Origin of the sequence: Stenotrophomonas sp. OVS01A (assembly GCF_019969775.1) — a bacterium.
In the GTDB taxonomy this organism is placed as follows: domain Bacteria; phylum Pseudomonadota; class Gammaproteobacteria; order Xanthomonadales; family Xanthomonadaceae; genus Stenotrophomonas; species Stenotrophomonas indicatrix.
Map to the genome: position 1 here is coordinate 1696897 of NZ_JAHXYV010000001.1, position 15677 is coordinate 1712573.

A 15677-nucleotide genomic window follows, 5' to 3' on the forward strand; every position below is an offset into this window, starting at 1 on the left:
GACCGTTGGTCGGCACTGAAAGCTGACCCAGCCATCCACGCATGGCGTGGATCTACTGGACTGCATCCACGCATGGCGTGGATCTACTGCCGGGCCTGCTTCTGCTGCCAAGCCTGCTCTGGTGGGTGCCGACCGTTGGTCGGCACTGAAAGCTGACCCAGCCATCCACGCGTGGCGTGGATCTACTGAGAGGCGTCCACGCATGGCGTGGATCTACCGCCCTCCTGCCGCCGGGCGCTGTCCCGCGCCCGGCGGCGCCGTGTCGGTGGTCCTCACCGCTGATGGCTGCTCCCTGCCCTCGGTGCCGTCCTGGCTGGGGCCACCACCGTTCCCTGGCAGCTGGCCCGATCCTGTGTTCTGCGCGTGGTGGGTGCGGACCTTGGCCCGCACCGTTCCTCCATCCACGCATGGCGTGGATCTACTGCACCTGCTGCTTGCCCGCGTCTGCCCGGGCCTGCGGGAACTGGAAGGCGCTGTTGACGTCGTAGCCCGCGGCGGCGGCCGTGTTTCCGCGCGTTGGCGGGTCGATGCTGCTGCTGGCACTGCCGAAGCCCAGGATCTGCACGCTGATCACCGACGGCTGGTTGCGCCGCGCATCGTCCTGGCTCTTGCGCATCACGTCCTGTGCGGCCTGGCTGGCGCTGTTGGCCGCAGCGCTTGCCGACGCGAGCGCGTTGACGTTCACCGAGGCCAGTACCGGCAGGCCCTTGCTGTCGCCCTGCACCTGGATATTGGCGGCGTTGAGCACCTGCAGTGCCGCCAGGTTGATGTTGCCCGACACGCGGATACCCGCCTCGCCGGCATCGATGGTGCCCAGCGGCGCGATCAGGTCGACATCGCCCGGCGCCACTTCGGCGATCGGGTTCAACGTTGCGATGCCGGCGCCGCTGGCCGGTGCCTGCGGCGACAGGATGACGTTGCCCCAGGTGTCGTAGACCCGACGCGGCGGGGTGTACAGCAGCGTGGTCTGCGAGCCACGGCCGGCGTTGATGTCGCCCTGCTCGGACCACGCCAGGATGTCACCACCAAAGGTGGTCATCACCCGCGACAGGCCCAGCAGCACGCTGTCCTGGCTGAACAGACGGATGTCGCCCTGGCCCTGGGTGACCAGGCCCGCGCTGGCCGGAGGTACCACGCCCTGCACGCCCACCACGATCTGCCCGCCTGGCGCCATCAGCTCGATGTTGCCACCCGCTTCGGTGCGCACACCGGAGCCGCCATACATCACGATATCGCCAGTACGGTTGATCGTTGCGCCATTGGCATCCTTGTCCGGCATCAGCGTGGCGATCGCTTCGCGCCCGCGCAGGTAGGAACCGAAGCGCGGCCCTTCTGCATTGGTGTACTCACGACCACCTTCGCGCAGTTCAGCGTAGTAGACCTGGCGCAGGAAGATGCGCTGCTGCTCCTTCGGCAATGCGTCGAACACGGCCAGTGCATCCAAGCCTTCGCTGGATGTACCGAAGCGCTGCTGCAGCCACTGCTTCAGTTCCTTGTCGTAGATCTTCACCGCCTTGCCGGGCTGCGAAGCCAGCGATTGCGCCGGGTCGGCGAGCGCGGCCGGATCCAGATAGCGTGCGCGCAGTGCATCGAAATCAAGGTGCTGGTTGCCTGCGGTCACCGCAATGCTCGCACCCGGCCGGGTGTCACCCTGCACGATACCGCCGAGGCTGACGATGCTTCCCGCCTCTTCCTGGCGCAGCTGGCGGCCGGCGCTGACCTCGACATTGCCGGGGCCGGCCACCGTCAGATTGCTGCGGATGATGTCGCGGCCCGCGTCGATCCCACTGATATCGGTACTGCTGGTGTTGAGCGCGGTAACGTTTGCATTGATGACATCGCGACCGGCGCGCAGCTGTACTGCCGAGCCCGCTTCGTACCAGTCGAACACGGTGCGCCCGTTGTTCCCCGTATCGCGCGACAACTGCCGCCTGCTGCCGCTGCCCAGCCCGATGATGTCGCCGGCCACGGCATAGAATCTGCTGGCTACAGTTGGGGTAGTTGGTAGCAGCGCGCCGAGCGCTGTATTGGGACCGAACGCGAAATACGGCAGCACGGCCTCAGGGTCGGCCCTGCCCCCGTCCACGGATACGTTGCTGCGCACGGTTCCGGCATTTCCCGGCCCCCGCGCGATGAAGCCCGGATCGAACGGGCCCGGAACGCGGGCATCACTGCTGGAGCGCACAATCTGGGTGGCCTGTTCGGCAGCCAGGATGGATCCTCCTGCCAGCACCTCCAGTCGACCCGACGCCGAGGGCGCCAGCAGGATGACATCCTGGGCACCGAGGGTGGCGCCGCTCGCCCGCAGACTGGCGAGATTGATGTTGCCGGAGGCCGCCACGGCGCTGAACCGGGACGGATACAACCAGTAGTTGAGGATGACGTCACCATCGCTGGGGCTGATGTCTATCACCTCCCTGCCCTGGTTGCTTCCGCTGGCATGCTGCGTGCCGACCAGGCCCGGCGAAAGGTGCCCGCCTGCCGAGAACAGGTCCAGTGCGGTGCGTTGTGTCCACAGCGAGAACCAGCTCGAGCCCGACGCGTGGCTGCCATCGTCCAGCAGGATATCGTTGAAATTGGCCACCGGCACCCGCCCGGGGTCGGCCGCACTTCCCAGCACCACATCGCCGCGCGCCTGCACCAGTGCGGTGGAATCACCCAGGATGAGCACCGGCCCCGCCATCGCCACCGGGGCGTCGGCCACGAACGGATTCTTCAGCCCCAACGTTCCGTAGCTGCTCTGTATCGCACTGACACCACCAATGCGCGCCGCCTGCAGCAGTGTGCTGCCGCGTAGATTGGTCACGGCGCCATTGAGATCCAGATCCTGCAGGAAACCTTCGGGCTGCTGCGCGCTCGCGCGCAGGCCGGGGTTGAGCGCTCCGCCGCTTCGCAGCGTCAGGTCGCCGCCCCCCGTCAGATGCAGCTCACCGTCGCTGACGCGTCCGGTCGACCCGACCGCAGCGACGATCGCGCTGGAATGGGGCGCCGTCAACAAGCCCAGGGCATTGCCCATCGGCGAGATCACGCCCGAGTGGCGGCCGGCTTCCAGGGACAGATTGCCCCCACCCAACGTGCCGAAGCCGGTGAAGCCGACCATGCGGGGCGTCGCGTCCAGTTCGGCGCCGACGGTGCTGTAGGTGCCGAAGTTGATCCACCAGCTGGTTGCTGTGGTCTGCACACCTTCCGTCGTGCCCGAACCCTGCCGCCACAGCCAGCCTCCCACCGCGGCACTGGAATGCCCGGCCTGGTCACGTTGCGCCGTGCCCGATTCGGAGCGGCCGGTCCAGACATCGCCGATGATGTCGCGCCCCGCTTCAACACGCAGATTGCCGCCCTGGTCCGGGTACCACGCCTGGTAGCCGGCGATGGCCGCGTCATAGGATCCGGAGGCCTGCGTCGCGCCGAGCAGCGCGGTGTTCATCGGTTTCGGCGCACGTGCCGCGTTGAAGCGCGCGTCGTTGCCATCGCCCAACAACGTCGGCGCACCTGCGGTGTACACGCCGAAGCCGGACTTCATGCGAACGTCCTGCGCGGCCAGCAGTGCCAGATCACCCTTGCCGGTACGCAGCACGCTCCAGGCCGGTGCCCCCAGCCGCTTGCCATAGGTCGTGACTTCCGTCAGCGTGCCGCCGCCATAGCAGTAGCCCATTGCCGCGCAGATCTCTTCCTCCGACATGCCCATCTCGGCACCCAGTTCCGAAGCCGGGCGGCCGACCCAGGATTCATCGCCCCACCATGCCAGCGAGCCTTCCTTGTCCACCAGGCGCGGCGCGGGGCCGCAGAAGGAGCCCGCACCACAGATCTCCGCCTCGGTGGTCCCGATGATCTCGGCCACCTCGGCAGGTGACTTTCCGGCCAGACTCTCATCGCCCCACCAGTACAGAGAACCCTCCAGATTGACGATGCGATCACCCTTCCATTCTGTCGTCGTGGTTACTGTCCCGATGGTGCTGTAGTGGCTGTCGGCCAGCACGATGCTGCCGTCGCTACCCCAACGGCGGGTCCGCGGATCGGCAGCCGCCGTATCCGCACCGGCCACCGCGGTCAGATCCCACGAGGTGGTGCCGTCGGGCAGCATCGCCGCCAGCGCCCAATTGCGTCCTTGGCGCCCGCTGGCGTCGGCCGTTCGCAGCTTCACCGGCGCATCGCCGGCCAGCTCCACCTTGGTCATCGACGGGATGATCGCACCGGCATGCAGGTCCAGTGCGCCGGAGAGCTTCATTGCCATGGGCAGGGCGACACCGGCCGGCCACACCTGTGCGGCCACCGGCGCCGGCGTGCGCAGCCGGAAGCCGGCGCCCAGGCGCGCACCCGCCTGCAACGTCAATGCCTGGGCCAGCACGGCTCCAGCCGCAACCACCTCGCCACCCGCCGTCGTCACTGCTGCGCCCAGCACGGTACCGGCCGGCAGCAGCAACGGTCCCGACAGCCGCATCTCCGCCGGCAGCACGGTTCCCGCCGGCAAGGTCACGGCCTCGAAGGGCAGTGCATAGTTCAGCGTGGCGCCGGCACGGAATTCGGTGCCGCGCTGCAACTGGACACCCTCACCGGGCACGATCAGGTCGCCGCCGAACGCAGTGTTGGGCGTACCGCTACTGCGCCCTTCCAGCAGCACCCAGCCGTCCTCATCGGGATTGGCCGGGGGCGGCGCGAAGCCGTCGTTGATGCTGCCGTAGACATTGATATCACCCTCGGCACGCAGCACCAGCGTGGCCGACTCACCGAACCCGCGCCGTGCCGGATCGGTCCGGTTCGACTGCGGGCCGTAGCGATAGCCGGACAGATCGATATCGCCGGCCACGACCAGATCGCCACGCGGGTTGTCACTGCTGGTCCGCGCCACGATCTGCACGCCGGGGCGCAGGCGGTAGCTGCCCAAGGCGGCAGTGCGCTGCTGCAATCCCGTATTGACCAGCGCGGCGTTCATCCACTGGCTGTTGTCCGGGTCCACCACCGTGTCCAGCCATTGCTGGTTGATCACCTGCGGATGATGGCCGTGCACGTCCGGAGCGCTGGCCAGCGGCGCCGAATCATAGCTGCGGAAGGCGTTGACCTGGAGATCGCCGGCACCGGCAATGCGGATGCCGCTGGCCACCTCGATCGCTGCATCGTTGGTGCCCACGCGTGGCACGTTGAGCTTGACGCTGCCGCGCGCGCGGCCGTCGTTCTGGCCCGGGCCGCCACCCGTGGCCACCGAGGTGCCGCTGCGCAGGTCCATCGAGGAGGCCGCACCCAGCTGCAGGCCGCCATTGGCCGAGGTCAGTTCGATCATGGCCCGGTTCGGGCTGTCGATGATCTTGCCGTAACTATCGACGCGCAAGGCGCTGCCATGCGCGTCCAATGTTCCGTCGATACGCAGCACATCGCGGGCGGACAGGCGGATGCTGCCGACCTGTTCGCCACTGGCATCAATGCGGCCATTGACGAGCAGGCTGCCACCATCGACGCTGATATCAACGTTGCGTGCCTTCACTTCATCGCCGATCACCAGGTCGCCTGCGCTCAATTGGAACGTCCGGCCACCGGTAATGCCACCGGCGGTAAGCCGGGTGTTCAGGCCGGAGAAGTCCTGCAACTGGCGTGCACGCACTACCAGCTCGCCGCCGTCGTAGGGCACTTCAGTGCCACCGGCGTCGTAGCGGCCGCTGGCTCCGCCAAGCAACGTGCCTGCCAGATCCACACGGCCGCCCTGCGCGCCCAGCGCAGCGACCGTCAAGCGGCCGCCGCGGTTGTTGCGGGCGGAAAGATCGATGCGCGACGCCGCGTCGGCAACGATGTCACCGTCACGGCTCGACAGCGCTACGTCGCCGCCCCAACTGTACTTGTCCACGTCGAACAGGCCGACCTTCCGCCCCGCCATGTCCAGCACTGCATTGCTGCCAAGCGCCACGCCCTGGCGGGCATTGGCTTCGAACCGGCCGGACGCCAGCGCCACCCGGCTGTCGATCACAACGCGTTCGGCCGTGATGGACAACTCCGCACCCAACGCATCGCTGCCCGCGGTTGCCGCAGCACCGCGCAACTGCACCGTACCGCCATTGCGGATTGCCAGCTGCGCGCCCGCACTGCCGGTCAGCAGCGGGGTAACGATATCCAGCGCGCCGCCGCTGAACTGCCAGCCGCTGCCTGCCACGTAATCGCCCTGCCGCTGGAAGACATCCAGACTGCCCTTGCCGGAGAACAACATGCGATCCGATGCTGCCAGGGTAACGCCGGCGAAGCCGAGCACCTGGCGATCCGCGGCCACCGACGAACTGGGCCGGGTAAAGGGCGCACGCCCCAGCTCCAGCGCCCTTGCATTGATTTCCAGCTGCCCTTGGCCAAGTCGGCCCACCATCGCCTCGCCGGCCGGCTGGGTCTGCTCACCGCCGGGCAACGTGGTGCCGGCCAGCGTACCGTCCCAGACCAGCGTATCGGCGAAGATGCGTGCGCGATCGGTAGCGGTGCCGTAACCGTGAATGGCCGGTGCGCCCAGCACCAGGCTGCGCAGGCTGCTGCGTCCGGTTGCGCCCTCACGGGTGTCGAGGTCCACGCTGCCGAAGACATTGATGGCATCGCGCGCGGTCAGGTTGAGGGCTTCCAGCGCCGGCGCGCCGGTGGCGGTGTTTCCCCGCAGCAATCGCTGCAACACCTCCTGGTTCATGGTCATGCCGACCGGCAGGCCGCCGGCCGCCGATGCCGCCGCAATGGCCTCGGCGCTGCCGAGATTGAGCGCCGACATGCCCAGGCCGAGCTGGCGCGTGCCGTAGCTCACCGAATCACCAATGTTCAAGGCACCGTCGGTGACCACATTGATGCTGCCTGCCGACAGCAACCGGGTCTGGCCATTGCAGTCCACCACGCATCCGCCGATGTCGATCGCCACCGGACCGGCGGCACTGCCGCCCTGCGCACTGAGCGCCGTCAAGCGCTGGTTGGACACGGCAAGCAGGCCGCCCGACACCAGATAGGGCGCCATGGGCTGTGCCACGCGCGAGGTATTTGACCCGGTCAAGGTATCGATCGAAGCGCCCTGCTCCACCAGGATTCCCTTGCCTCCGAACGCGGCCGACAGCAGCACTTCCTGCGCCGTCAGGGTGACGCCGTTGCGCACCACGATGTGCTGCGCGCTGCCTTCCAGCGAATAGGTCGTCGCGTCACGTCGCAGCACGCCGCCAATCAGCATCGTTTCCGGGCGGAACGCATTGAGCGCGGAGTCGAAGATGGTTGCACCGCTGCCGCTGCCGGCGCTGTCGCCTTCGGTGGCGATCTCCAGCACCGCGCCATTGGAGGTGCGCAGGTTGACCGAAAGCGTGCCACCGCGCCCGTCATTGCTGCCGGCGTTGAAATGGGACAGGCCCTGGAAGATCGCGGCCGGCACGGCCGAACGTCCTGCGCCGTCGCCCAACACCAGGTTGAGGTTGCCGGCGTCGGTCGGCCGCCAGCGCAGCGCTTCGCCACGCCGCTCGGCCACGCCCTGCACGAACGCGCTGTAGGAGGTCTCGTTGTAGCTGGCATGGCGGCGCACCACCTCCGCCGGCGTCAGCACCAGATCGGTGAGCAGCGGTGAGACACCACCGCCCAGGCTCTGCGCCTGGTGTCCACTGACGCGCCAGGAGCCAGTGCCGGTCGCCACTGGCTGGCGGCTGCCGACGGCGCCTTCGGCGCCAACTTCGACGCGGAATGCGCCCTTCTGCAGGGCGTAGCTGGCCGGCAGCAACGTGTAGGTTCCCGCCGGAAGGCCGGGAACGCCGGCGGTTATGACGATCTGTTGGCCAACGCGCGGATCGGCACTGCCGTCAGCGGTGCCCAGCGGCGCCTGCGTGACCGAGTGTCCCGGCATGATCGCGTAGACCGCATTGTCACTGCCGCTGAAGCGGTAGCGCGGGTTCGCATCCGCCAGCGCATGCCGCAGGATGTCCACCGAGCCACCGCGCCCTGCCACGAACGCGGCACCGGACAGCTCGCCTCCGCCGGACACATCCAGCACGCTGCCCGCCGCGCCACTGAAGGCATTGGCCACGATGTCGATACCGATCGGGATGCTGATCGAGCCGGGGCCCAGTACATCGAAGTCGGCGCCGTTGCGGCGCCAGCTCACACCGTCCACGGTACCGCCAAAGGGCAGCGCCAGCCCGGCGCCACTGATGGAGGTCACGCTGCCGGCAAGCAGATCGACACGGCTGGCACGATTCGAGTTGAACTCGTTGCCGCCCAGCTGCACGCGGCCCCACGGCGCCTGCACCGTGCCGCCCTGCACCACCGTTGCCGCCACCAGCTCCAGGCTGCCGAACGCAGAATCCGGTGCCGGTTGCGCGCCGCCCGCAATGCCATGGATGCGCAGCACGGCGTCGGGGTTCTGCCAGGACGGCACCCCCGAGGGACCGATGTCGGGAACGCCGGCCACGATGCGTCCCTGGGCCCTGGCCGCAGGGAACAGGCGTGCGGCGCTGATATCGATCGAACCCGGGCTTGCCAGCGTGGAGATTCGTGAAGTGCTGGCGACTGGCGCCAGCATGCGGATGTCGCCGCTGCTACGCAGCCCGACCTGATCAAAGCCGGCCAGCCAGGTGACGTCGCGCAGCTCGATCAGATCGGCGTCCACCTCCAGGCGATGCTGCCGGCCGGTATCGAACGGTGCCTCCAGCGGGCGCAGCGTGCCTTCCCCGGCCGGCTGCCACCAGCGCCCCTGCGCAAGGCGGACATACGGCGCGGCCAGTTGCAGGCGGCTGCCCGCGCTGTTGCCCGGGACGAAGCCGAGGTATCGCTCGTTCACGCCTTGCAGGCGCAGGCTCTGGTCCATGCGCAGAGTGACATCTCCCTGGGCGCGGATATCGCCGAACAGGGCCAGATGATCGAAACCACCGGCCTCGACCTGCTCCACCGACAGTGCCGCATGGCCGTATTCAAGGCGTGCAGGCAGGCTCGCCGTCTGCGCGGCGTGCTGGGTCAGCGAGATCACCCGCGGCGCCAGCACCTCCTTACCGTCTGCCGTTCTGCCGTAGGTGCCGCCACCGAAGGCAACACCAAGGGTGCCACCGCGCGCACCGTCGCCGCCCGCCGCTGCATCCAGTTCGCCGTGCAGGTACAGGGCATTGCCCGCACGCAGCACGATGCTGCCGCCATCGCTGTCGACCCGGGTACGCCCGCTGCCATCGATATCGAGCAGCGCCGAAGCACCGGACGCATCCAGCCGTGCACCGCGCTCCACCACCACGAAGGTATCGGGCGGCAGGTGGCGCACGTTGTCCTGGTCCTCCCAGTCCAGCGCCCCCCCGATCTCGATGGTTCCGCCCTTGCGCACCTGCCCGCGCAACGTCCTGCGCGCGTCGGGCAGGGAAACGGTGTCGCCGCTCACGTCAAGCAGTGCGCCATCGGTGATCGTCCACTGGCGCTCGCGGCGTGCATCGCCGCGTACGCCCGACGGATCGAATGCCTCGTCCAGGCGGATGCGCCCGCCGGCCGCCTTCAGACTACCGGCCACAATCAGGTTGCCGGCGCTGAACAGTTCGATCGACTGGTCCGGGTCGACCTCGATCCTGGCCCCCTTGCCAACGCGCAGGTCGGCCGTTGACAACAGATGCCCGGCGCGCAGTGTCAGGCTGGCGCCGCCACGCTGCGACACGCGTCCGCTGGCTGGATCGGCCTCATACAACGATGGCGTCCAGGCCTGCACACCCTGCTCGCGGGCCAGTGCCTGCTGTGCGCCCTCGGCCAGCCGCAGCGCCGGTCGTTCCACCTGCAGCTGGGTACCCTCTTCAACCGTCAAGCCGTTGTGGCCGGCGATGTCATAGCCGGCAAAGCCACTCTTGAACAGCGCTTCCTGCAAGTGCAGCGACGCCGCCGATGCGTCCGTGCCAGGCGCGCCGATGGCCACCGCACCGCCTGTTGCCAAAGTGAAGTTGCCGCTGCCATTGCCGAGCGCGCTGAAGCGTGCGTCCTTGCCGATACGCAGCCGGCCACTGCCGTCGGTGGCGACCTCGGTGCTGGCCGCGAGCAGGCTGACACTGCCCCCCTTGCCCACGCGCCCCTTGCCATTGGCATCGATGACACCACCGGCATCCACCGAAATCCGTGCACCCTCGCCCACATGGATGTCGTGACTGCTGTTGAAGCGCAGCTGTCCACCGTCGATCCACGCCTGTGCGGCACCGCCTTCCGGCGCGGCAAGCGCGTTGCTCCAGCCGCCGCCAAGATCGATCCGCGCGCCCGCCGCAACATCGAGCGCGCCGCGCCCGGAGGACAGCAGGGCCGTCGGCCTGCCGAGCACCAGAAGCAGGTTGCCGGCCTCCACCTGGCCGCCGGCAATCTGCACCGTTCCGCCGAGGCTGACGCGGCTTGCGGCAAGGCCAAGCCGGCCGCCCTCCTGCAACCTGAGCGTGCCATCCAGATCGATGCGGCCGGCCGAAGCGAGGTCCACCTGCCCCCAACGTTGGGCGCTCAGGACCTCACTGTCCAACCACACGGTATTGCGCTGTGCTTCCCCGACCGGCGCCTGCAGCGTCCACGGCCGGGTGTCGGCCTGGAGCTCTCCGATGCGGACCTGCGAATCGAACACTGCACTGCGCCCGGTGTTGTCGAAACGCCCAAGCCAAAGCTGGGCGTTGCGGGCCGCCGCCGTCTGCGCCTGCGCGTACCCGTCCTGTCCCTGGTCTGGGCGGCGCGTCTGCTGCACGCCCTGGAAGGCCACCGTATCCACCTGGCCCTGCAGGACGGCCGTGGGCGCCGAGATCAACAGGCGGCCGGCGTCGCGTCCCACGGTGTAGCCATTGTCGAAGCGCTGGCCAGGGGCAACCAGTGGATTGCGGAAGGATTCGGTGACCCCCCAACGCTCCTGCTTCAGTTCGTAGCCCTGATACAGACCGTCGTACAGCATCTCCGCCGGCGCATCGTCAAGCCGGTACAACTGGCCATCGCGCCCACGCAACCAGCTCTGCTGGACCACGCCGGACTGCACATCCAGGCTGCCACCGGCCAGATTGATGCGCGAACCGGCGTGGCTGACCACTTCCTTGCCTGCCAGCTGGACGGTGCCGCCCTGCGCCGCCCATTCGCTGATCGAATGCCCCTGATTGTCCAGGTAGCCACCCACTTCCAGCAGGCCGCCGCCGGCATACCAGCGCGTACCTTCATAGCCACCGGTACCGGCGGCAACTTCGGTCAACTGGCGGCGATCGATCCACACCTCGCTGCTGATCAGCTTGCCGCTGTCACGGTTGTCCGGCGAATCGCGCAGCTCGTTGCCCTGCACCTTCACCTTGACGTTGTTGCTCTCCATCGCCACCTGCACGCCCACCGCACCGGAGACGTCCACGCGCGCGCCATCATCCAGGTAGCTGCGCCGGCTGGCGTCGGCGATCACCTGGCCGCCGGTGGCCACCGCCAGCGAGCCGGCCTGGAAGTTCACATCGCCGCCGGAGACGACTTCGATGCGTGATTGCTCCCGGCGGTCCTGCAGCCGCGAGAGATTGTCGAAGGTGCCACTGTTGCTGGCGCCACGAAGCTTGTCCTGCTCGGCCGATTCCTTGATGAGGGCGTCGCGCTGGCTGTCAAGCGCGGTGGTCTTGCCATCATCTTCGATCAGCACTGCCGTCGTCGAACCCGTGGCCAGGGTCACGCTGCCCTTGCTGTCGGAGGACGAACTCAGCAGATGCACGGTGCCGCGCTGGTTCAACGTCGTTGTGGCCACCGCCACGCCGGCCTGTTCGACCGTGCGGCCCGCAAGAGTGACGTCGCCTTCGCGCGCTTGGATCAGACCGCTGTTGCGAACGCTGCCGGCCGTGCTGTCGGTGACGAAGCGCGGCGCGATCTCATTGCCCCGCGTGGTCGAAGCCGTGTTCTGCGCCGTACCCGCGCCACGGCGGATCACGAAACTGTCGCCGGCCGCCAGCTGGGTCTGGCCCCTCCGGGTTTCGATCTGGCCCGCATTCTCCACGCTGTGGCCGGCCAGCAGCACATAGCCACCGCCGCGCGTTGCGCTGGTGGGCTCATGCGTGGTGATGCGCGCACCACGTTCAACCATGATCTTGCCCACCGCATCGGTCAGGGCGGACGTGTTCGCATCAACGCTGTACAGACCGTTGTCACGGAACTGCGCGTCGCTGATACGTGCTGCAGCAGCCACCAGGTTGCGGACGTTGACCTGGCTGTTGTTGCCGAACACCACGCCGTTGCGGTTGGCAACGAACACCGTGCCATTGGCCTTCAGCTGGCCGAGAATCTGACTGGGCCTTGCGGCCGGATCATTGACCCGGTTCAACACGGCCCAGTCAGCGTTCTGCAGGAAATTCAGCGTGGTGTTGCCACCGATGTTGAAGGTTTCCCAGTTCAGGATCGCGTGGTCGGCGGTCTGCTCGATGCTGACCTGCACCCGGCCGTCGGCGCCCTGCGACTGGGTCGCTTCGCGGGCATTGATCCAGCCACGGGTCAGCGGATTCTCGTCCACCTTCAGGCCATCCTTGCCCAGCCCATCGGCCACCACGAAGCCCGCCTCGCGTCGCGCCTGCCGGGCCTGCTCCTGCATGCGCTGTTGCAATGCGATGGCCTGCGCGGCCGTGCCGAGGTTGTCGATCGACTGCTGCAGCTTCTGTCGCGCCGCATCCTGCTGTTGTGCAGGCAGCTGGAACTGGATCGGCGCGCCATTGGGCATACGGCCACTCTGCGCTGCCGCACCTTGGGCGGCGCCGCGGTCGGCGAACCAGCCGGGGCTGAAGGCCTGCTGCGCCTGGCTGGCAGGAGCGACCACGCTGCCCAGCGCCACGGCCACGGCCCAGGCCATCGGGTGGCTGCGCCAGAGGGAGGCGGAGAAACGGGCGGCGGGCGAATGCGGGTGCGACATCGGGGACCTCGTCAACCTGATGGGCCGCGTCGGCCGCGGCGAGTACGAAGGGGGCCTGCGTAACGCATGCCCTGCACCTGATAGACGATGGCCGCGGCGTGAAGACGACAGCTCAGCGCGGATGCGGTGCCACCACGAAGGAAAGCGCCGGCATTTCGGCCGGCGCTTCGATCAGCAGGTGTTGCCTTGCAGACAGTTACAGCGGACGGCCGATGCTGGCGCAGGTGCTCGGGTTGTTCACGGCGCCAGCATTGCTGGCAGTCGCGAAGCGCGCACGGACCGCATCACGCCAGGCCTTGGTCAGCGGGATGAACTTGTGCGCGCGGATGGCCGCATCGTTCGGGCCCTGCTCGACGCCGGCGACCACGACACTGCCGTAATGGCGGGTCAGGAAGCCACGGACGTTGGCGCCGACAGTGGCGTTCTTGTAGCACTGGCCGAACACGAAGTTGGTGTAGCCAGCGATCGGGTAGCCCGCGCTCGGGTTGCCGAACACCGGCACCCAGTTGGCGGGATTTTCAGCAGCGGCGCCGGTCGGCGGCGCAGCGGTTTCCAGGGTCGCCTGCACGCTCACTTCATCCGGCGAGAAGGACTTGACCTTGGCCACCTTGGTGGCATCGGTCAGGCTCGGGATGACGTCCGGGCCAACGTAGCCGATGCGGCCGTCAACGGCGTACACCGCGTTGTACAGCGAGGTGCCACCGGTGGCCGGCGCGGCGATGAAGTTCGACGGCACGGTGGTGAACAGGTTGGCGAAGGTCGACTGCACCGAGAACGCCGGCACGCCGTTGGTCAGCTTCAGGGTGGTGCCGGAGACGTCCGCCGGCTGGCAGGCGCTGGTCAGGAAGCGGGCCAGCAGCTCGCTGGTACCGCTGCTCTCGCCACGGTAGACAACCTGCAGGGCACCGGTACGGCCCGAACCAGCCAGCTGGCTCCAGTCATTGATCTTGCCGGAGAAGATGCCGCAGATCTGGGTAACCGACAGATCAACCGCCGAACCGGCCTTGTTGAACGGGATGGTGACCGAGGTGGCGACCGACGGGATCTGCACCAGCGCGCCGAAGCGGTTGGCATCGCCAGCCACGTTGTAGGTGCTGTTGTAGGTGCTCAGCTCGGTGCTGCTCAGCACCGAATCGCTGCCGGCGAAATGCACGGTACCGGTGGTCGAGAACAGCGCCGAGTTGTTTTCCAGGAAGGCCTTCTTGCCGGTGCCCGAACCGGTCACGGCGTAGCTGAAGTTGGCCGGCAGGATGCTGTCGGCCTGGCCCTTGTAGAGGTCGGCCGGCAGCGAAGCACCGCCGCCGGTGACAGCGGTCTGGGCCGACGCGGCACCAGCAGTGGCGAGCAGCGCGGTAGCAACCAGCGCGGCCAGGGTCTTGTACTTGGTCATGATCTTCTCCTGAAGGGTTTACTGCGAAGGTGAAACACCAAGGGAGGAACGGTCACTACACGCCTGCTGCCGCCGAGGGCCTCCCAGCCCACTCTGCGGCGACAGGGACATGCTGGTCGCCGCCGATGACAGGCCGCTTAAGAAACCTGTGGAAGATCGAGAAAAGGTGTGGAGGATTGTGTGGAGGATTGTGTGGAGAATCGAAAGCCTGCCGCGCTGCGCGCTCGCCGGGCATGGCCCGTCGCTACCCGTGATGCGCTTCGCGCATCACTGCACCAGCTGGTTCATTTCCATGATCGGCATCAGCACGGCCAGCACGATGGTCAGCACCACGCCCCCCATCACCAGGATCATCGTGGGCTCCAGCAATGCAGTGAGTGCCATCGCGCGGCGTTCGATCTCGCGCGAGATGGTTTGTGCAGCGCGGTCGAGCAACGGCGCCAAGGAACCGGTCTTCTCGCCACTGGCCACCAGATGCACCAGGATCGGCGGATACACTTTCTGCACCTTCAGCCCAGCGCCAAGCGAAGTACCTTCGCGCACGCGTGCGGCCACATCATCGGCACAGCGCGCCAGCAGCGCGTTGCCCAGTGTCTGTCGTGCGGCGTCCAGTGCGCGCAGCAAGGGCACACCGGCATCAAGCAGGATCGCCAGTGTCGATGCGAAGCGTGCGCTGTTCACGCCCAGCACGAAGCGCCCCACCATCGGTACGCGCAGCAGCAGGGTGTCCCAGCGCAGGCGAAGATCCGGCCGCCGCAGTGCCAGCCGCCAGCCCACCACCAGCGCGCCGATGCCCAATCCCGTCCATATGCCCCATGCGCGTACGAACGCACTGGCCGCCAGCATCACCTGGGTCAGCATCGGCAACGTCTGCCGCGCCTGCACGAACGCAGTCACTACCTGGGGAACCACGTAGCTGAGCAGGAAGATCACGATCGCCACCGACACCAGGCTGATCGCCGCCGGGTAGATGAATGCCGTCAGCACCTTGGCCTGCAGTGCATTGCGTTCCTCGATGTAGTCGGCCAGGCGCTCCATCACCCGCGCCAGATCGCCGGAATCTTCGCCCGCGCCCACCAGGGCACGATAGATCGCAGGAAAGTCGCGCGGCCGCGCCGCCAGCGCCACGGTCAACCGTTGGCCGGCGCGCACATCGGCACGCACCGCAGTGAGTGCCTGCGCAACGTGCGGGCGTTCGGCCTGTTCGATCACCGCGCTCAACGCGCTTTCCAGCGGCAGGCTGGCGGCCAGCAGGCTGGCAAGTTGCCGCGTGGCCCAGGCCAGTTCGCTGGCCGACAGTCTGCGCGTGCCCCAGCCACTGCCGGAATTTCGTGCGGCTGATACCTGTACCGGTGTCAGCCCACGCCCGCGCAGTTGCTGGCGCACGCCGCGCGCGTTGTCGGCGTCCAGCTGCCCCTTCTCGATGCGCCCCTGTGCGTTGGCGGCCTGGTAGTCGAACAGTGCCAT

3 protein-coding genes are annotated in these 15677 nt (G+C 67.8%); all 3 read right to left on the reverse strand.

From position 1 onward, the window contains the following. Nucleotides 1-418: 418 nt before the first annotated feature. A complete protein-coding gene (locus LC407_RS08000; RefSeq protein ID WP_223482584.1) occupies nucleotides 419-12820 on the reverse strand; it encodes a filamentous haemagglutinin family protein in 12402 nt (4133 codons plus the stop codon). A gap of 196 nt (nucleotides 12821-13016) precedes the next feature. Further along, a complete protein-coding gene (locus tag LC407_RS08005) occupies nucleotides 13017-14210 on the reverse strand; it encodes a substrate-binding domain-containing protein (RefSeq protein WP_025874374.1) in 1194 nt (397 codons plus the stop codon). Nucleotides 14211-14477: 267 nt separating this feature from the next. Continuing rightward, entirely contained in the window at nucleotides 14478-15677 is a 1200-nt protein-coding gene (gene gspF / locus LC407_RS08010; protein WP_223482585.1) for a type II secretion system inner membrane protein GspF, read from the reverse strand.